Source organism: Streptomyces sp. CA-135486, assembly GCF_050936555.1.
Taxonomy (GTDB): Bacteria; Actinomycetota; Actinomycetes; order Streptomycetales; family Streptomycetaceae; genus Streptomyces.
Genome location: NZ_JBNJMM010000001.1, coordinates 3,422,267 through 3,441,310, shown reverse-complemented (window position 1 = coordinate 3,441,310; position 19,044 = coordinate 3,422,267). Strand labels below are relative to the sequence as shown.

Here is a 19,044-nt window from a genome sequence, read left to right as displayed (position 1 = left end):
TTCGCCACGGAGCGGCCGGCCGAGAGCTGAGCCGGCACCACCACCCCGCCGGGGCTGTTCTCGACGAATACCGCGCGCCTTCACACTGGCGACATCACCCCTTCCCTTCCTCTCGCTCCTCTTGGACACTCCGCCTCACTCCTGTTTCCTCACCCCAAGAGGTGCCCTCACACATGCCTGAACTCAATCGGCGCCGCTTCCTCCAGATCGCCGGCGCCACCGCGGGCTTCTCGGCCCTGTCGAGCAGCATCGACCGGGCCGCAGCCATCCCCGCCAGTCGCCGCTCCGGCACCATCAAGGACGTCGAGCACATCGTCGTGCTGATGCAGGAGAACCGTTCCTTTGACCACTACTTCGGCGCCCTCAAGGGCGTACGCGGTTTCGGCGACCCGCGCCCGGTGTCGACAGGACCCGGCAAATCCGTCTGGTACCAGTCGGACGGCTCCAAGGACGTGCTGCCCTACCACCCTGACGCCGAAGACCTCGGCATGCAGTTCATCGATGGCCTCAACCACGACTGGCAGGGCGGCCACAAGGCCTGGAACAACGGCAAGTACGACCAGTGGATCCCGGCCAAGTCCCCGGGCACGATGGCGTATCTGACGCGCAAGGACATTCCGTTCCACTACGCCCTCGCGGACGCGTTCACGGTGTGCGACGCGTACCACTGTTCGTTCATCGGAGCCACCGACCCCAACCGCTACTACATGTGGACGGGACACACCGGCAACGACAGCAAGGGCGGCGGGCCCGTCCTCGGCAACGACGAGGCCGGATACGACTGGACGACCTACCCCGAGCGTCTCGAGCAGGCCGGGATCTCCTGGAAGATCTACCAGGACATCGGCAACGGCCTGGACGCGGCGGGCTCCTGGGGCTGGATCGAGGACGCCTACCGCGGCAACTACGGCGACAACTCGCTGCTGTACTTCAACAAGTACCGCGGTGCCAAGCCCGGCGACCGGCTCTACGACAAGGCCCGCACCGGTACGAACGCCAAGGCCGGCGACGGTTACTTCGACATCCTCAAGGCCGATGTGAAGGCCGGCAAGCTCCCCCAGATCTCCTGGATCGCCGCCCCGGAGGCCTTCTCCGAGCACCCCAACTGGCCCGCGAACTACGGCGCCTGGTACATCGCGCAGGTGCTGGACGCGCTCACCTCCAACCCCGAGGTGTGGAGCAAGACCGCCCTGTTCATCACGTACGACGAGAACGACGGGTACTTCGACCATGTGCCCCCGCCCTACCCGCCGGCCTCCGCCGCACAGGGCCTGTCGACGGCGGACACCGCGCTGGACAGTTTCAAGGGCAACGCCACCTATGCCGCCGGTCCCTACGGGCTGGGCCAGCGTGTCCCCATGCTCGTCGTCTCCCCCTGGAGCACCGGCGGATTCGTCTGCTCCGAGGTCTTCGACCACACCTCGGTCATCCGGTTCATGGAGAGCCGCTTCGGCGTGGGCGAGCCGAACATCTCGCCGTGGCGGCGCGCCATCTGCGGCGATTTGACCTCGGCCTTCGACTTCGGTCTCAAGAACACCGCGCCCGCCGCCCTGCCGGACACCGACGGGTATGAGCCGCCGGACCACGAGCGGCACCCCAGCTATGTGCCGAAGCCGCCCGCCAACCCCGTGCTGCCCAAGCAGGAGCGGGGCTCCAGGCCGGCTCGTCCGCTGCGGTACGCACCTCTGGTGGACGGGTCCTCGACGCCGGCGACCGGGCGCTTCACGCTCACCTTCAGCGGGGGCGCGGCGGCCGGCGCACACTTCCTGGTCACGTCCGCGAACCGTACGGACGGACCGTGGACGTACACCGCCGAAGCCGGCAAGAAGCTCTCCGACACCTGGAACACGGCCTATTCGAAGGGCGTGTACGACCTGTCGGTGTACGGCCCGAACGGCTTCGTGCGCACCTTCAAGGGTGCCGGTACCACCGCGGGCCCGGAGGTGACGGCCCGCCATGTCGCCGCCACCGGCCGTGTCGAGCTGACCATGACGAACGCGGGCAGCACGACCTGTCACCTCACCCTCACGAATGCGTACTGCGGGAAGAAGGAGACGTTCACGGTGCGCGCGGGCGGGCGCGTCGTGCACACGGTGGATCTGCGTGCCGGTAAGCGCTGGTACGACCTGACCGTGGTGTCCGACACCGACGCGGCATTCCTGCGGCGCTTCGCCGGGCACGTCGAAAACGGCCTGCCGGGTGTGAGCGACCCGGCGATCATCACCGGCTGACCGGGCCACGATGGGAAGGCGCCGCCCGCAAGGCCGCGGGCGGCGCCTTCCCCCAAATGGCGCGCGCGTCCGCCAATCGCCGGACACCATTCGATGAATTCGCCACTCAATACCCGCTCCAGCAGGAATCTCGTGCTTCTGTCGGATTACTGGCCGATATCCGATGCTGCAGGAGTCCTCTGTGCGCAGATTCACGCTCACGGCTGTTCTGGTCGCCGCGCTCGCCACGAGCGGCGCCGTCTGGGCAGGTGACCTGCCCTCCGCCCGCACCTTTGACGCGGAGAAGGACAAGGGCACGAATGTCCTCGTCGTCGGAATCGACCGCCGCGCCGGTATGTCCGCCGAGGAGATCCAGCGCCTGCACGTCGGCGGCAAGGGCTGCGACTGCACGGACGTGATGATGGTCGTGCATTTCGCCGAGAACGGTGAGCGGATGAGCGTGGTCTCCATTCCCAGGGACTCCTATGTGGAGTTCGCCGATCACACGCATCCACGGCACTCCGGGAAAATCAATGCCGCCTTTGCGCACGGTGGCTCAGACCTCGCCGTACGGACCGTGGAGAAGGCGACCGGCCTGAAAATCAATCACTATCTGGAGGCGGACTTCACCGGCTTCGTCAACACGGTGGAGAGCTTCGGCGGGGCGGAGGTGTGCACGGACAAACCGATGAAAGACCTCTATTCGGGGCTGGCGCTGCAGGCCGGAACGCACACCCTCGACGGGCGGGGCGCCCTGCGGTACGTCCGGACACGGCACGTCTCACCGCCCGGGGATCTGGGACGCGTCCGCCGTCAGCAGCGCCTGCTCATCGAGATGCTGTCCCGGCTGCGGGCCGAAGGGGCTTTCGCCAACCCGGTCGTGGCCATGGAAACAGCCACGAAGCTGCGCAAGTCCGTACGCGCCGACGCCGACACCAGCCTCACGGACCTGGTACATCTGGGCTCCCTGCTGCGTGGGCTGAAGGCGGATCAGACGGAGTTCGCGACCGTCCCCATCTCGAACTTCGACTACCGCGTGCCGGAGTGGGGCTCTTCCCTGCTGTGGGACGAGCAGCGCTCAGCCGCGCTGTGGGCCGCCCTGCGCGAGGACCGTACGATCGTCGGCGACTCCCGGATCCGGCCGAGCAATGCCGTACCGGTCGAGTTCCCACCGTCCTCGATCCGCCTCCGGGCAACTCACGCGGGCGTCGCGGCCGCGCTGGGAGCCAATGGCTTCGTGGTCGAGGACACTGGCGCGCAGATCGACGAGCCGCGTCCCGAGGGTCCGACCGTCATCACGTACGACCCGTTCTGGGACCGCCAGGTGGCCACGCTCGCAGCCGCGATCCCGGGTGCCGAACTGCGCCCCGTCGACGGCCACGGCGGCATCTTCGACGTGCAGGTCGGATCCAGCGCCAACACGGTCGTCAAGGTCGTCCAAGACCGAAGCAGCGTGGAGGGGGCGCCCGTCCAGGGAGACCGGCTGCGGTGCGTGTCCGGTACGGACGCGCCGCAGCAGTGAGCCGGGCGGCGGGAGGCCGCCGCCCAAAGGGCCTCAGTCCAGCTGGAGAACGGCCAGCGTGTTGCCGGACGGGTCGGTGAACCAGGCGATGGGCGGGCCCTCAGCGCGCATGATGCCCTTGTCGTCCTGGTCGAAGCCGGCGTACCGCTCGAAGGTCACGCCGCGCTCGGTGAGCTCGCCGACGGCCTGATCGATGTCGCGGACCGGAAAGTTCAGCAGGGTGAAGTTCGCGGCGACATGGTTGGGCTTGGGGTAGACGAGAATCTCGGCACCGCCCCCGAGATGGAGCGTCAGCATCCCGCCCATGCCGGTCTCCTCGGTGACCCGCAGGCCGAGCGTCTGGCCGTAGAACTCCTTCGCCTGCTGGAGATCGTTGACCGCGAAGCTGCTGAATGCCTTGCTGCTGGTGAGCATGATCGCCTTCCTTCCGTCTGCCGTGCGGACGAGCGGTACGAGTATTCACACGGGACCGGCGACCGAGCGTCGCGAATCGGCAGGCGGCGTGGGATGGCCGGGGCGATTCCCCCTGATGGCCGAGGCCGCCCCCCATGAGCTGACTGAATCGCGCTCTGGCCGGGCGGGCGCCCAAGCCACAAGGATGCCGTCCTGACGGGACGGCATCCTCGACGCCCTCGCCTCGACCACGGCGCAGGGGTCGCCCGATGGAGCCGGGATCAAGGAACGCACAGGCTGGGGGGCCACAAGCGATGAGATGGATGACGAACGCGCGCAGAGCGGCAGTGGGTGCGGCGCTGTTGTGCGGCGGGTTACTGCTTTCGATGCCGGGTGCGCAACCTGGGGCGGCCGCCCCCGCACTCACAGGGCAGACAGACACTGAGCAAGCACCCGCGGAGCAGACACCGGCAGCCGGGCCCGAGCTGCAGGTGAACCGGACGACGGGACTCCTTGACGGCGACATCGTCACGTTCCGCATCACCGGCGGGCCGCCGAAGGCATACGTGTGGGTCAAGGAATGCGGTCCCTCCGCGTCCGTGACGACCTGCGACGACGCGACCAGGCGGCGGTTCAGGGTGCTGCCCGACGGTACGTACGACCTGTCTCCGAAGAAGCTGTACGCCCTGCTGAGCCCGGAGTCGGGCGATGTCGACTGTCGCACGGCGGCGTGGGGAGACCCCTGTTCGCTGGCGCTGACCGACAATGACGGCGCGCTGCTCACGACGGTTCCGCTGCATTTCCCGGCGAACGGCCGGCTGGAGGCCCCGCCCACGCTGCGGGCCACCCCCAACCGGAATCTGCTCAACGGGCAGACGGTCCATGTGACCGGCCGCGGATATGAGCCGCAGTACCACGTCGCCGTACTCCAGTGTCTGACGGGATCGGCCGACACGCTCGGCTGCCGGCCCGGCGGCCGCCCGCCCGCGACGACCGACGCGGGCCTGATGGACCGCGAGATCGCGCTGTCGGTGACCTTCACGACCATCGGCGGAAGCACGGTCGACTGCCGTCCCGCGGGCAGCTGCGAGCTGATCGCCTTCGCCTCGCGGGTCCGCGGGCCCGATACCGTACGGGCTTCGCTGAGCTTCGACCCGACGCAGCCTTTGCCGTAGCAGCGCGGTGCGGCGGGCGGGGCGCGACGCCCCGCCCTCCGCATGAATCCGTGGGCCTGGGCCCGCCACTCTCCGTACGGCCGGGCGCGGAGCCCGGTGAGGTGCCGGCACGGCGACGTCCCGCTTGCTTCGGCACCGCTTGCGCCGGAGTCTGAGTCCAAGGCCCAAGCTGCTCGTCGCACCAGGAGGTAGCCATGAGGATGCTCATCAATGTGCCGGAGACCGTCGTCGCCGACGCGCTCCGGGGTATGGCGGCCGCGCACCCCGAATTGAACGTGGACGTGGAGAACCGGGTGATCGTGCGAGGTGACGCGCCCGTCGCCGGGAAAGTGGGGCTCGTCTCCGGGGGCGGCTCCGGGCACGAGCCGCTGCACGGCGGATTCGTCGGGCCCGGGATGCTGTCCGCGGCCTGCCCGGGTGAGGTCTTCACCAGCCCCGTACCCGATCAGATGGCGCGGGCGGCCGCCGCCGTCGACAGCGGCGAGGGCGTCCTGTTCATCGTCAAGAACTACACGGGCGACGTCCTCAACTTCGACATGGCAGCCGAGCTCGCCGAGGACGAGGGCGTACGCCTGGCAAAAGTGCTGGTGAATGACGATGTGGCGGTGATCGACAGCCTCTATACGGCGGGCCGACGCGGCACCGGGGCGACCCTGTTCGTGGAGAAGATCGCGGGAGCGGCCGCGGAAGAGGGTGCGCCGCTGGAGCGGGTCGAGGCGATCGCCCGCCAGGTGAACGAGAACTCCCGGAGCTTCGGCGTCGCCCTGAGCGCCAGCACCACACCCGCCAAGGGCAGTCCTACCTTCGACCTTCCGTCGGGCGAGCTGGAACTGGGCATCGGCATTCACGGTGAGCCGGGCCGTGAGCGGCGCCCGATGATGACGTCGAGGGAGATCGCGGACTTCGCCGTCCATGCCGTACTGGAGGATCTGACGCCTTCGGGCCCGGTGATCGCGCTCGTCAACGGCATGGGGGCGACCCCGCTGCTGGAGCTGTACGGCTTCAATGCCGAGGTGCAACGGGTACTGAGCGAGCGCGGGGTGGCCGTCGCCCGTACCCTCGTCGGGAACTATGTGACCTCGCTCGACATGGCGGGCTGCTCGGTGACCCTCTGCCAGGTCGACGAGGAGCTGCTGCGGTTGTGGGACGCGCCGGTGCAGACCCCCGGGCTCCGCTGGGGCCGCTGAACCGGGGGCGCAGACCTGGACCGACGACGCCACCGACGCACCTCAGGGAGCTCATGTGCTGGACGCCGACTTCTTCCTACGCTGGCTGACAGCAGCCGCGGCTCTGGTGGACCGTGAGGCCGACCATCTGACCGAGCTGGACTCGGCGATCGGCGACGCCGACCACGGCAGCAATCTCCAGCGCGGGTTCACCGCGGTGACGGCGGTTCTGGCGAAAGAGGCGCCGCAGACGCCCGGGGCCGTGCTGACCCTGGCGGGACGGCAGCTGATCTCGACGGTGGGCGGCGCTTCCGGCCCGCTGTACGGGACGCTGCTGCGCCGTACGGGCAAGGCGCTGGGCGACGACGCCGAGGTGACGCCCGGGCAGCTGGCCGATGCGCTGCGCGCGGGTGTGGCGGCGGTGGCGCAGCTCGGCGGGGCCAAGGCCGGGGACAAGACGATGCTGGACGCGCTGGAACCGGCGGTCGAAGCCCTTGGCGGCGACACCGGGTCGTTCACGGCGGCACGGGACGCGGCCGAGCAGGGCGCGCTGGCGACCGTGCCCCTGCAGGCCCGCAAGGGCAGGGCCAGCTACCTGGGCGAGCGCAGCATCGGGCACCAGGACCCCGGCGCGACCTCTTCCGCCCTGCTGATCTCGGCGCTGGCGGAGGTGGCGGCATGAGCAACGACCAGCCGGTCGGGATCGTGCTGGTCTCGCACAGCAAGGAGGTGGCGGCGGCGACCGTGGAGCTCGCGAATGCCCTCGCGGGCGGCACGGCCGTGCCCGTCGCCCCGGCGGGCGGCACGGCAGACGGGCGCTTCGGCACCAGCTCGGAGCTGGTCGTGGCTGCCGCGGCCTCGGTCGACAGGGGCTCGGGAGTCGCTGTCCTCGTCGATCTGGGCAGCGCCGTGCTGACGGTGAAGGCGCTGCTGGCCGAGGGCGACGAACTCCCGCACGGGACACGGTTGTTGGACGCGCCGTTCCTGGAGGGGGCGGTGGCCGCGGTGGTGACCGCATCGGCAGGCGGCGACCTGGACGCGGTACAGGCCGCCGCCTCGGAGGCGTACGACTACCGAAAGGTGTGATGCGCCGTTCCCGCAGGGGCAGTCGGTCCCGCGCGGGCGGGCCTTCCCGCGCGGGACGCTAGACGCGCCGTACGACATGCAGCAGGTACTCCTTCCGCGCTGCTCCGCAGCACACGTTCGTACTCGCACCGCCGCGGTCGATCTTGTTCACAAAGACGAGGGTGGGGATGCGCAGCCGCTGGAGCGTCCGCATCAGCACACGGGTCTGCGGCTGGACGCCCTCCACGGCGGAGATGACCAGCACCGCGCCGTCGAGCACACTCAGCACCCGTTCCACCTCGGCGATGAAGTCCGGGTGGCCGGGAGTGTCGATCAGATTGACCGTGACGTCATCGATGGCGAACGACACGACGGCCGACTTGATGGTGATGCCGCGCTGCCGCTCCAGCGCCATGGAATCGGTCTGGGTGCTGCCGTCGTCGACGCTGCCGATCTCGTCGATGACTCCGGCGGCGTGGAGCAGCCGCTCGGTCAGGCTCGTCTTACCGGCGTCGATGTGTGCCAGAATCCCAAGGTTCAACGTGTGCACGAAGCGTCATGTCCTTCAGGCAGATGGAAATTACCTCCTGGGTGGACATGAACGTCTTGAGCATGTGCGTCTCCGTGGTCGGTCGGCTGATGCGTGGGGTACAGCAGGCGGCACTGCGGCGGACAACCGAATTACGGGGCGGCCCGTGCCCCTGGGCCCACCTGAGTGACACGGTCACTCGTTCGGCGTTGCGTGCGCGACGGCCGCATGCGGTGCCCCATCCCCCCTCCTAGCGTCAGAACTCATCGAGGGGTACTTAATTCTCTTTCGCGGAACATCTCCGCAGTTGCCCTTCGGGAACACGGAGAACTGACCATGCGTGCGATATGTGTCGCATCCCTTGCACTCGGCACCGCCGCGCTGGCCTTCGGCGCGTCGGCCGCCCTCGCCGACGACGGAAACAACACCACCTCGTTCGGCGTCACCGTCAGCCCCGGGGCCGTCGCGCCCGGCGGCACCGCCGGATCCGGCTCGCACACGGGAGCCGGCCCGAGCACCGCCGGATCCGGCTCGCACACCGGAGCCGACCCGAGCACCGGTGGAGACTCCGACCCAGCAGCCGAAGGGGAGATCGGCTCCGACACAGGGGCCTGGCCCAGTACCAGTACCGACTCCGGCACAGAGGCCGGCCTGGGGTCCGACACCGGCCTGATGAGGCCCGACGCAGGGGTGAGTCCGGAAACCGGTACGGGCTACGACGCGGAAGCCGGCCTGGGCACCGGTACGGGCTCCGACGCCGGGCCCGGGGTGGGTTCCAGCGCAGGGCACGGCATGCGGAAGCCCGCCGGGGGTGTCAAGGGCGGCACCGGCGGCAGCTTCGCCGAGCTGAGCCCCACGCAGCTCGGCATCGGCTCCACCCTGATCGCCGGCGCGCTCGGCGGCGGCTTCCTGCTGCTGCGCCGCCGGGCCGGCGGCGACGCCTGACGGTGCAACAGCGGCTCCGCCGCGCCGCGCCCCGGCGGTCCGGCGCGGCGGAGCGCCATACAGGGAGCTCAAGGGAAGGTCTATGCCCACGTCCGACAGGCGCGGTGCCTGGTTCACGCTCGCCTGTGTGCTGCTGCTCGGCGTGTTCTTCGTACGCAACGCAACTCCCGAGACCACTGGCGGCCCGCCCCAGCCCCGCACCGCCGTCACGACTCACCACCCGGCCGTCGCCCCGCTGCCACCCCCGCCGGAGCCCCTCCCCCATTCCCCGCCGCGGCGGATCGCCATCCCGTCCGCCACCGTGGACGCTCCGCTGACCGAGGTCGGCCTCGACGCCGACGGCTGGGTCGAACCGCCGCCGCTCGCGTACAGCGATCTCGCCGGCTGGTTCAAGGGTGCGGTCAGCCCAGGCGAACGGGGCACGTCCGTCGTCGTCGGCCATGTCGACAACACGGCCGGACCGGCCGTGTTCTACTCGCTCGGCGCGCTGGAGCGGGGCGCTCGCGTCGACATCCTGCGCGCCGACGGCCGTACGGCCGTGTTCGCCGTCTACGGCATCGAGGTGCTCGCCAAGAAGGACTTCCCGGCTGCTCGCGTCTATCAGGACACCCCGGTTCCCGAGCTGCGGGTCATCACCTGCGGCGGCGGCTATTCGAAGCAGACCGGATACGACGCGAACGTGGTGGCCTTCGCCCGGCTGGTCGAGGTGCGCGGACCCTGACGACGCGGGTCCGGCGACCAGCGCGGGTGTGGGCCGCGCCGAGCGACCCCGAGAGTTCACGCCCGCGCAACCCTCCCGCGCGACAGCATCCCCGCTCACGGAGTACATTGGTCTACACCACTTGCGCCTTCAGAGACAGGGATCTTCGTGGAAGTTGTCATCGTTCCGGACTCCGCCGCCGGTGGCGAGCTCATCGCCGAGACACTGGCCGACCTGCTACGACGCAAGCCCGACGCCCTGCTCGGCGTCGCCACGGGTTCGACCCCGCTGCCTGTCTACGAAGCCCTCGCGGGCAAGGTCCGCGCCCTTGAGGTCGACGCGTCCCGCGCCCGGATATGCCAGCTCGACGAGTACGTAGGGCTCCCCTTCGACCACCCCGAGTCCTACCGCTCGGTCGTCCTGCGCGAGGTCGTCGAACCTCTCGGCCTGGCCGACGCGTCCTTCATGGGCCCCGACGGCACGGCCGAGGACGTCGCGTCCGCCTGTCTCGCCTACGACCGTGCGCTGGCCGAGGCCGGCGGTGTCGACCTCCAACTGCTCGGCATCGGCACCGATGGACACATCGGCTTCAACGAGCCGTGCTCGTCGCTCGCCTCCCGCACCCGGATCAAGACACTGACCGAGCAGACCCGCAAGGACAACGCCCGGTTCTTCAACGGGCTCGACGAGGTCCCGCACCATGTGATCACCCAGGGCATCGGCACCATCCTGGAAGCCCGTCACCTGGTCCTGCTGGCCACCGGCGAGGCGAAGGCCGACGCCGTGGCACTCGCCGTCGAAGGCCCACTGTCCGCGCTGGTGCCCGCGTCCGCCCTGCAGCTCCACCCGCGCGCGGCGGTCGTGGTCGACGAGGCCGCGGCCTCCCGCCTCAAGCTCGCCGACTACTTCCGGGCCACCTACGCCGCCAAGCCCGACTGGCAGGGCATCTGAGAGGTGTCACGACAGTCCCGGCCGCGAACGGGAATGTCCCGGTCGGGACATAGTTTGCGCTGAACGGCTCATATCTGCCCACGAGTTGATACGGTGCGCTGGCTCAGCACTTGACGCGCATTCAACCAACCAGTGCGCGGGCGTGCAGCCCCCGGGGGATTGCCATGATCGACGACATACATGACGGCACAGACGACATACATGTGGTCAGAGCCAGCCTGGAACGCCTCCGACGGCGGGCCGGTCATGTGGTCCGGTACTTCTACGCCCATCTGTTCACGCACCATCCGCAGCTGCGCCCGCTCTTCCCCGCCGTGATGGACGACCAGTACGAGCGGCTGTTCGCCGCCCTCGTCCATGTCGTGGACCATCTCGACCACCCCGGGCTCCCCACCCATCTGGACCGGCTGGGCCGGGACCACCGCAAGTTCGGCATAGCGGACGCGGACTACGCGGCGGTGGGCGAAAGTCTTGTCGCCGCGCTGCGCTTCCACAGCCCGAACTCCTGGGACGAGCGGACCGAGGCGGCCTGGCGGCGGGTCTACCGGGGCGCCGCCGAGGCCATGACCAGCGGCGCCCACCGGTCACTCGCCGCGCATGAACCCGCGTCCTGGGAGGCCACCGTCGTCTCGCACCGGTTGCACGGCGATCACACGGCAGTCGTCCGGGCCGCCGTCTCCCACCCGTACCCGTGGCTCCCCGGCCAGTACGCCACGATCGAGCACCCCGAGCTTCCGGGTGTGTGGCGGCCCTACTCGCTCGCGGGCCGGTCCGGCGGGGACAGTGTGCTCGAGTTCCATGTCGGCCGTGTCGACGAGGGGCTTCTCAGTAATGTGCTCTGCGACCAGACGGTGCCAGGACAGATACTGCGGCTCGGCCCTGCCTCGGGTTCCGCGCTCGCACCGCCGCCCGGCACCCCGGCGGTCACGCTGATCGCCGCCGGCACGGGCTGGGCTCCGGTCAAGTCGGTCCTCGACGAGTTACTCGCCCGCAGGCCCGCGCCCCGCATCCGTATCGACGTGGTGGCCCGCGGCGAGGCGCACTTCTACGACGGCGCCTCCCTCGACGACATCCTGCGGGCCCACCCGTATCTGAGCGCCTACTGGTGGTACCAGGAGCGGGGCGAGGGACGGATGCGAGCCGCGGAACGCCTGCACACCCATCTGAGCGCGCGCCGGGACTGGCCCGACGAAAGCGTCTATCTCTGCGGTCCCGTGAAGTTCGTGCAGGAGACGGCCGAGCTGCTCCACGACCGCGGGTTGCCGCCCGGATCACTGATCCGCGATCCGCTGCCCGCCTCCGTCGCACGGCGCGGACATGTCTCCCACGCCGAGGCGTTCCTCGACCCCCTCCCGGTGAACTGGATCGACCCGGACGCCCGTACCCGATCGCTCGACGCGCAGACGCCCTCGCCGCAGAGCACGGCCGCCCGGTTCTGAACGCCCGCAGGGAATGGCCGTACACAGTCCCCCGCGCAAGGCCGTTCATCCGCACATGGCGTGCGGTCCCGGTGACGGCCAGGTCGTCGATGCCGCCGCCGAATCTGTCGACCGGAACAGATTGCCGCCGGGCTGAAAGACGTTCGCCGCCATCCCCGGGAGGCTTCCGTTGCCCCGAATGCCCGCAGGAAAGAGTTTCGGCTTTCAGCCGGGAAGAAATGGGTGTATGCCGTAGGCAAACGGTGCATGCGTACGCGTTCCGGCGACAGGCTGCCCGTGGCCGACAGCGAAAGGGCGCCTCATGCAAACAGCCCCCGGCTCCTCTCCTCCGCAGTCCTCCGAGGTGGGCGAGAAGGGACTGAAACGCAGCGCACTGAGCCTTGTCTCCTCCGTGGCCATCGGCCTGGCCTCGACAGCCCCCGCATACACCTGGCTGCCACGCTCGGCTTCATCGTCCTCGCCGTCGGGCTCCAGTCACCGGTCGTGGTGATCCTGGGATTTGTCCCGATGCTCTTCATCGCCTACGCCTACAAGGCGATGAACTCCGTGGACCCCGACTGCGGCACCACCTTCGCCTGGTCCGCGCGGGCATTCGGACCGCGCACGGCATGGATGGGTGGCTGGGGCATCATCATCGCCGACATCATCGTGATGGCGAACCTGGCACAGATCGCGGGCCAGTACGGATTCCAGCTGGTCGGAGCAGACGGGCTGGCCGACAGCCGCGGCTGGACGGCGCTCGCGGGCGTGATCTGGATCGCCGTGATGACGGTCATCTGCTACATCGGCATCGAGATCTCCGCCTTCCTGCAGAAGTGGCTGCTCAGCATCGAGCTCGTCCTCCTCGCGATCCTTTCCGTCGTGGCGCTGGTGAAGGTGTACGGCGACAACCCGCATCCGGAATCCCTGCACGTGAACGCCGCCTGGTTCAACCCCTTCGAGATCGGCTCCGCCAGTGCTTTGACCCAGGGCGTCCTCCTGGCCGTCTTCATCTACTGGGGCTGGGACACCGCGGTGAGCGTCAACGAAGAAACCGCCGACCGCGAGCGCACCCCCGGCCGCGCCGCCGTCATCTCCACCGTCCTCCTGCTCCTCATCTACCTCCTGGTGACCACCAGACGAGGTGTTCGGCACGGAAGGATTCGGCGGGTTCCTGGCGAAACTGCTGGTCCTGATGGTGCTCACCTCCGCGGCGGCCTCCACGCAGACGACGATCCTGCCGACAGCCCGTACCAGCTTCTCGATGGCCACGCACAAGGCGCTTCCCGCGGTCTTCGCGCGCGTCCACCCGCGATTCCTGACACCGACCTGGTCGACGGTCGCCATGGGACTGGCATCGATTGCCTTCTACGCCGGACTGACGGCCATCAGCGGCAATGTTGGACTGACCGGTTTCGCCTGTGTGTGGTACTTCCGCAAGGTTCTCACCCGTAGCGCGGCCGACTTCTGGCTGAAGGGCGTACTCCCCGCTCTCGGCGGCCTGATGCTGCTGTACTTCTTCTGCTACGCGGCTTTCAGCGTCTACGCCGATCCCGAATACGGCAGCACGGTCATCGACCTGCCATGGATCGGCGACACCGGCGGCGTGTCCGTCATCGGTATCGGCGCCCTGGTGATCGGAGCCATCCTGATGCTCATCCAGCAGGCGGTGCAGGGCTCCTGGTTCCGCCACCCCGACGTACCCGTCCAAGCCGCCTACGCCGCCCCCAAGTCCCCGCAGCAGTAAGCCACTTCCTGCCGGTCTCTGCCGGTTCCTGCCGATTCATACCAGTGGCCCGCCCCCGGTTCGACGGCCGAACAGATCCCCCATATTTACACCAACGGGACACAAGGCGGCGCGCCGGGCCCAGTTGCATTCGGCTTGTTCTCACCTCGGATCGAAATCAACCTGTGAAGCGATCGTGAATTCATCTTCATATTCGGCCCGAGATATCCCTCTGACCACGTCAAATCACCCTTGATCGCCCGCACGGCCAATGATCGACGGATGACTCAATCGGTCTCTTGACCCGCAGTTGAGACGCGAACCAGACTCTTAGAGGCACTCATGCATCAGGAGCCACAAGCACAGGCACAAACACATGCCGATGGCCCTGCGAGACCGATATCGCACGGGGTGTGTGACGGGGGAATGCGGTGAACAGCGCGTTGTCCATGCTGCATGCATGCGCGCGGGTCCGTCAGCTCCTCTCCTCATCTCTTGGTGCGCGAAGGGAATGGAGGGGGAATGCCGACGCACATGGGCTATCCCGGCGTATACATCGAAGAACTTCCCAGTAGCAGCCGTACCATCGCATCCGTCACCACCTCGGTGACCGCGTTCGTGGGACACACCCGCCGGGGTCCGCTCAACCAACCCGTGCGGATCACCAGCTTCGCCGACTTCGAGCGCCGCTTCGGCGGACTCACCTCGCAGAGCGCCGTCAGCTACGCCGTGCACCAGTTCTTCGGCAACGGCGGCAGGGTCGCGGTGATCGTGCGCGTGGCCAAGGCCGGCACCGGCGAGGAAGCGTGCGTCACGCTCAACTCCACCGAGGGGCACAGCGAGTGCCCGGTGCTCGAGGTGCACGCCAAGGAGCCCGGCGTATGGGGCTCGGGCCTTCGGGTGGCCGTCGACCACGACACCCCGACCCCGGACAAGACCTTCAACCTGCACATCCTCGACGCGCGCGGCGGCGCCCGCGAGTCCTTCACCGGTCTTTCGATGCACTCCGGTCACGGCCGCTTCGTGGAGACCGTCGTGGGGGCCGGCTCCTCGCTCGTCCGGGTCAAGGCGCTCGACGAGGACCGGCCCGACCCCTCCGGCACGGTCTCCAAGCCCTTCGCGGCCGAACTGCCCGACCTGAACGTTGAGTTGAAGGTCAAGATCGGCGATGTGGAGCGGGAGTTCACGCTCTACGAGCCCGACCACGACGGCGAGCCGCCGGCCGATGTCACCGAGCTCGCCCTGCTGCTGGAACGCAAGCTGCGCGCGCTGCCCGACGCCCCCGGCAAGCACGCCTACGCCGGAGCCGAGGTCACCGCCTTCGGCCGCCGTCTCCAGGTCGTCGCCGGGTCCGTGGACCCCGAGGACGTGGTGCGCTTCATCGGCGAGTGTGCCAACGACCTGGGACTTGAGGCCTCGGTCAACCCGCCGGTCTTTCCGCTTCAGGGCGGCAAGGACGGCGACCCGCCCGGACCGCGTGACCTGATCGGCAGCGAGGCGCGCAAGACAGGCGTCCAGGCACTGCGCGACGTGGACGACGTCAACCTGCTGTCCCTGCCCGAGCTTTCGGCGTACGAGTCCGCCGAGGACATGGTCACCGTGCTCTCCGCCGCCGAGCAGCTCTGCCGCGAGCGGCGGATCTTCCTGCTCGTCGACTCGCCGTCCACCTGGGGCAGCGTGGACGCGGCGCGTGCCGGAATCGGCGCGTTCGAGCCCGTACGCAGCAACCACGCGGGCCTGTACTTCCCGCATCTGCAGCTCACCGACCCGCTGACCGGGCGGCTGCGTTCCTTCCCGCCCTCGGGCGCCGTCGCCGGCGTCATCGCCCGGACCGACGGCGAGCGCGGCGTATGGAAGGCGCCGGCCGGCACCGAGGCACGGCTGGCCGGTGTGCGCTCGCTGACGGTCAAACTGACCGACCGGGAGAACGGGCTGCTCAACCCGCTGGGCATCAACTGCCTGCGCACCTTCCCGGTGGTGGGCCCGCTGGTGTGGGGCGCCCGCACGCTCGAAGGCGCGGACGCGCTCGACAGCGAGTGGAAGTACGTGCCGGTGCGCCGTCTCGCGCTGCAGGTCGAGGAGAGCCTCTACCGCGGCCTTCAGTGGGTCGTCTTCGAGCCCAACACCGAGCAGCTGTGGCAACAGATCCGGCTGAAGGCATCGGCCTACCTCAACGACCTGTTCCGGCAGGGCGCGTTCAAGGGCGGCACGCCGCGCGAGGCGTACTTCGTCAAGTGCGACAAGGACACCACCACCGACGCCGACATCGACGCCGGAGTGGTCAATGTCGTGGTCGGCATCGCGCCGGTCAAGCCGGCGGAGTTCGTGATCGTCAAGATCCAGCAGCTGGCCGGGCAGTTCGACCTCTCGTAACCAAGGAAAAGGAACACGAAGGAAACCGATGGCTGAGTTCCAGGTAAACGCCCATCGCTTCGACCCCTACAAGAATTTCAAGTTCCTGGTCCTCTGGGACGGTCGAACGGTCGCGGGCATCAGCAAGATCAGTCCTCTCAAGCGCACCACCGAAGTGGTCAAGCACCGCAACGGCGGCGACCCGAGCTCACCGCGCAAATCGCCGGGCCGCTCCGAGTTCGAGGGGGTCACGCTCGAACGCGGCGTCACCCACGACCCGGAGTTCGACCGCTGGGCCAACAAGGTCTGGCAGGTCGGCGCGGGTCTTGGCGCGGAGGTGTCACTGCGCGACTTCCGCAAGGACATCGTCATCCAGGTCCTCAACGAGGCCGGGCAGGTTGCCGTCTCGCACAAGCTGTACCGGGCCTGGGTGAGCGAGTACCAGGTGCTCGGCGAGCTGGACGCCAACGCCAACGCCGTGGCCATCCAGAGCGTCAAGCTCGAATGCGAGGGCTGGGAGCGGGACTACGAGGTGGAGGAGCCCGTCGAGCCCTCCTTCACCCATCCCGCCTGAGCACTCTCTGCACACCGGAGGAATGAGGGATGACGCCGACGGGGCCGGCCGAGCTGCTCGCGACCTGGGAGGCCGGGCTCGCGCAGCACGACTCGGGGAGGTCGCTGCTGCTGCACCGAGCGGCCCGCCCGGGGGCCGGCGCCGACGAGCTGCTGTCGATGGCCGTCGGCGAACGGGAGTCGGATCTGTTCGCGCTGCGCCGGGCGCTGTTCGGCGAGCGGATGCAGGTGCGCGTCGAGTGCGCGTCGTGCGGCGAGGCCATGGAGTTCGACCTCGATGCGACGCAGCTGGGCGCCAGGGCGCGGAAGCCGGACGGGCCGCTGCGGGTGGAGGAGGGCGAGTGGGCGATCGAGTTCCGGCTGCCCACCGTCGCCGATCTCGCGGCGGCGGGCGCGGTGCGGGATCCGGCCGGGGCCCGTCGGCTGCTGGTGGCACGCTGCACGGTCTCGGCCGTACGGGGCGGGGAGACCGTCGCCCCGGAGCGACTGGCCGCTCTGCTGCCGGAGCGGGTGGAGCAGCGGCTCGCCGAGGCGGCCGCGGAAGCGGACCCGGCGGCCGATGTGACGCTCAACATCGGCTGCCCCGAATGCGGTGAGAGCACCCCGGCGGAACTCGACATCACCTCCTATCTGTGGACCGAACTGGACACCTGGGCACGGGACTTGATGCTCGACGTCCATCTGCTCGCCACCGCCTACGGGTGGAGCGAGGCGGAAATTCTGGCGCTCAGCCCGCTGCGGCGTCGCTACTACCTGGAGCTGTGCGCAGATGCCTGACTACTTCGACCGGCTGCTCGCCCGGTACACGCCGGTGCCGGCGACCGGCGGTGGCGCGGTACGGGTGCGGCCGCGGCTGCCCGGCCCGTTCGAGCGGGTCGAGGCGCTGCGGAGCGGGCCGCCGGAGCCCGGCGAACCGGCGGCGCTGATCCCGTCGGCGCCGGGGCCCGCGTTCGGACCGGCTGAACTGGTCCGGCACGAGCGGGAGGTCCGGACGGATCGCGAGACCGTCGTACGGACCGAGGCGGCTGCCGCGCCCGGCGAGTCCGAGCGGCCGGCCGGGCAGACCGCGCCGTCCGCCGGGCCCCTGTTGCGGCTGGCCGCGCCTTCGGGTGTGACGCCACGTCCGGCCGCTGCGGATGTCCCGCGCCCGGCACGTCGGGGTGCCGCGTCCGCGGCGCCCGATGCGCCACGGACGCTGCCCGGTGTCGCGACGCGCGCCACCGAACCCGCTCCCCGGGCGGCCGCCGCCCCGGCCCGGCCGCGCAGCGCGGATGCGGCGGCCGTGCGTGGGGCGGCACTGAACGGAGTGGGCCGACGCGCGCAGCGGCCCGCCGAGCGCGTCGTACACGTACAGATCGGCCGACTCGAGGTGAGCGCGGCACCCCCGCCGGGTGCGGAGCGCGCCACCGGTGCCCGCACTGAGGCCGGCCGGCGCGCGCCCGCACTAACGCTGGACGACTATCTGTCGCGCGGCGAGAAGAGGGACTGACGTCATGAGCAACGCACTCGCCATCGCGACGGTCACCCAGGCCCTCGCTCTGCTGATCGAGAGCAATCTGAGCCCCGAGATGGACATCGCGGTCAAGGTGGAGACCCGTAAGCCACCGGCCGAGCCGCCGACCGAGCCGACCATCAACGTCTTTCTGTACCAGGTGACCCCGAACGCCTCGATGCGCCACACCGACCTGCCGACGCGCGCCTCGGACGGGACGCTGCTCAAGCGCCCTGCGGCGGCGCTCGATCTGCACTTTCTGATCAGCGCGTACGGGGAGGAGGCGGAGCTGGTCGGACAGCGGCTGATCGGGTGCGTGGTGCGAACCCTGCACGAATTCCCGGTGCTGCAGAAGGAGTTGATCGAGCTTGCGGCGCGGCGGCCGTATCTGGCGGGGAGCGATCTGGCCGCCTCGCCGCAGCAGGTGCGCTTCACGCCGACAGTGATGGACATCGACGAGACGTCCAAGCTCTGGGGGATGCTCCACCAGACCCCGTACACCCTGTCGGTGGCGTACCAGGCGTCGCTGGTCCTGATCGAGGGCCGCGAGAGGCCGGTCCCGGCGAAGCCGGTGGAGAAGCGGACGGTCCGGGTGCTGCCGTTCGGCGCGCCGGGGGCGCCGGTACCGCCGCGGCTGCCGGGTCCGCCGGAGGCACAGGTTGCGGTGGACGAGGGGGACGCCGCCGATCCGGAGCCGGAGGTGCCCAAGACCGTCGCTCCCGCGAAGAAGCGCACCGCCGCCAAGAGGAGTGCGCCTGCCCGTGCGCGCAAGAGCACGGGGACCGGCGCGGGGGCCGGCGCGGACGACAGGGAGAGCTGAGTCACGG

18 protein-coding genes and 1 pseudogene are annotated in these 19,044 nt (G+C 69.4%); 17 read left to right on the top strand and 2 right to left on the bottom strand.

Going from position 1 to position 19,044, the window contains the following annotated elements; all coding sequences use genetic code 11:
- The first annotated feature begins 173 nt into the window (after positions 1–173).
- Together ACQEVG_RS15590 and ACQEVG_RS15585 are read left to right on the top strand one after the other, a co-directional pair.
- Complete coding sequence (locus ACQEVG_RS15590) at positions 174–2,231, top strand: phosphocholine-specific phospholipase C (RefSeq protein WP_432983119.1); 2,058 nt, start codon at positions 174–176, stop codon at positions 2,229–2,231.
- Positions 2,232–2,412: 181 nt separating this feature from the next.
- Positions 2,413–3,732, top strand: a complete 1,320-nt coding sequence (locus tag ACQEVG_RS15585; protein WP_432983116.1) for an LCP family protein — start codon at positions 2,413–2,415, stop codon at positions 3,730–3,732.
- Positions 3,733–3,765: 33 nt separating this feature from the next.
- Here the strand turns inward: ACQEVG_RS15585 and ACQEVG_RS15580 are convergent, their stop codons facing one another.
- Positions 3,766–4,146, bottom strand: coding sequence for a VOC family protein (locus ACQEVG_RS15580; RefSeq protein ID WP_432983113.1), 381 nt, complete (start codon positions 4,144–4,146; stop codon positions 3,766–3,768).
- Between the two features lie 470 nt (positions 4,147–4,616).
- On the opposite strand from ACQEVG_RS15580, the gene ACQEVG_RS15575 reads away from it, so the two are divergent.
- The 4 genes from ACQEVG_RS15575 (at position 4,617) to ACQEVG_RS15560 (ending at position 7,552) form a co-directional block, all read left to right on the top strand.
- Positions 4,617–5,300: a neocarzinostatin apoprotein domain-containing protein gene (locus ACQEVG_RS15575; RefSeq protein ID WP_432983110.1), complete on the top strand. Its 684-nt coding sequence runs from the start codon at positions 4,617–4,619 to the stop codon at positions 5,298–5,300.
- A 194-nt stretch (positions 5,301–5,494) separates the two neighbouring features.
- On the top strand, positions 5,495–6,487 hold the full coding sequence (gene dhaK, locus ACQEVG_RS15570) for a dihydroxyacetone kinase subunit DhaK (RefSeq protein WP_360885028.1): 993 nt from the start codon (positions 5,495–5,497) through the stop codon (positions 6,485–6,487).
- A gap of 55 nt (positions 6,488–6,542) precedes the next feature.
- Positions 6,543–7,148 carry a dihydroxyacetone kinase subunit DhaL gene (dhaL, locus tag ACQEVG_RS15565; protein ID WP_432983106.1) on the top strand — a complete coding sequence of 202 codons (606 nt, stop codon included), beginning with the start codon at positions 6,543–6,545 and terminating at the stop codon, positions 7,146–7,148.
- A complete protein-coding gene (locus tag ACQEVG_RS15560) occupies positions 7,145–7,552 on the top strand; it encodes a PTS-dependent dihydroxyacetone kinase phosphotransferase subunit DhaM (protein WP_432983103.1) in 408 nt (135 codons plus the stop codon). Before dhaL ends, ACQEVG_RS15560 begins: the two co-directional genes overlap by 4 nt.
- Positions 7,553–7,679: 127 nt before the next feature.
- Here ACQEVG_RS15560 and ACQEVG_RS15555 read toward each other — a convergent pair.
- Positions 7,680–8,081 (bottom strand): annotated as a pseudogene (locus ACQEVG_RS15555) (GTP-binding protein); the annotation flags it as partial.
- A 315-nt stretch (positions 8,082–8,396) separates the two neighbouring features.
- Here ACQEVG_RS15555 and ACQEVG_RS15550 point away from each other — a divergent pair.
- From ACQEVG_RS15550 to ACQEVG_RS15500, 11 genes are all read left to right on the top strand, one after another.
- The gene (locus ACQEVG_RS15550) at positions 8,397–9,005 is read left to right on the top strand and encodes a hypothetical protein (RefSeq protein ID WP_432983100.1); all 609 of its coding nucleotides are present in this window, start codon (positions 8,397–8,399) and stop codon (positions 9,003–9,005) included.
- 82 nt (positions 9,006–9,087) lie between these two features.
- Entirely contained in the window at positions 9,088–9,726 is a 639-nt protein-coding gene (locus ACQEVG_RS15545) for a class F sortase (RefSeq protein ID WP_432983097.1), read from the top strand.
- Between the two features lie 147 nt (positions 9,727–9,873).
- Entirely contained in the window at positions 9,874–10,656 is a 783-nt protein-coding gene (locus ACQEVG_RS15540) for a glucosamine-6-phosphate deaminase (protein ID WP_432983094.1), read from the top strand.
- 164 nt (positions 10,657–10,820) lie between these two features.
- Positions 10,821–12,095, top strand: coding sequence for a globin domain-containing protein (locus tag ACQEVG_RS15535; protein WP_432983091.1), 1,275 nt, complete (start codon positions 10,821–10,823; stop codon positions 12,093–12,095).
- Between the two features lie 483 nt (positions 12,096–12,578).
- Positions 12,579–13,529, top strand: a complete 951-nt coding sequence (locus ACQEVG_RS15530) for an APC family permease (protein ID WP_432983088.1) — start codon at positions 12,579–12,581, stop codon at positions 13,527–13,529.
- Positions 13,498–13,821, top strand: coding sequence for a hypothetical protein (locus tag ACQEVG_RS15525; RefSeq protein ID WP_432983085.1), 324 nt, complete (start codon positions 13,498–13,500; stop codon positions 13,819–13,821). The genes ACQEVG_RS15530 and ACQEVG_RS15525 overlap by 32 nt, the downstream gene beginning before the upstream one ends.
- Positions 13,822–14,322: 501 nt before the next feature.
- The gene (locus ACQEVG_RS15520; protein WP_432983082.1) at positions 14,323–16,173 is read left to right on the top strand and encodes a phage tail sheath family protein; all 1,851 of its coding nucleotides are present in this window, start codon (positions 14,323–14,325) and stop codon (positions 16,171–16,173) included.
- 28 nt (positions 16,174–16,201) lie between these two features.
- The gene (locus ACQEVG_RS15515; protein WP_432983079.1) at positions 16,202–16,726 is read left to right on the top strand and encodes a phage tail protein; all 525 of its coding nucleotides are present in this window, start codon (positions 16,202–16,204) and stop codon (positions 16,724–16,726) included.
- A gap of 29 nt (positions 16,727–16,755) precedes the next feature.
- Positions 16,756–17,502, top strand: coding sequence for a hypothetical protein (locus tag ACQEVG_RS15510; RefSeq protein WP_432983076.1), 747 nt, complete (start codon positions 16,756–16,758; stop codon positions 17,500–17,502).
- Positions 17,495–18,214: a hypothetical protein gene (locus tag ACQEVG_RS15505; protein ID WP_432983073.1), complete on the top strand. Its 720-nt coding sequence runs from the start codon at positions 17,495–17,497 to the stop codon at positions 18,212–18,214. The genes ACQEVG_RS15510 and ACQEVG_RS15505 overlap by 8 nt, the downstream gene beginning before the upstream one ends.
- Positions 18,215–18,218: 4 nt before the next feature.
- On the top strand, positions 18,219–19,037 hold the full coding sequence (locus ACQEVG_RS15500) for a DUF4255 domain-containing protein (RefSeq protein WP_432983070.1): 819 nt from the start codon (positions 18,219–18,221) through the stop codon (positions 19,035–19,037).
- The last annotated feature ends 7 nt before the right edge of the window (positions 19,038–19,044 follow it).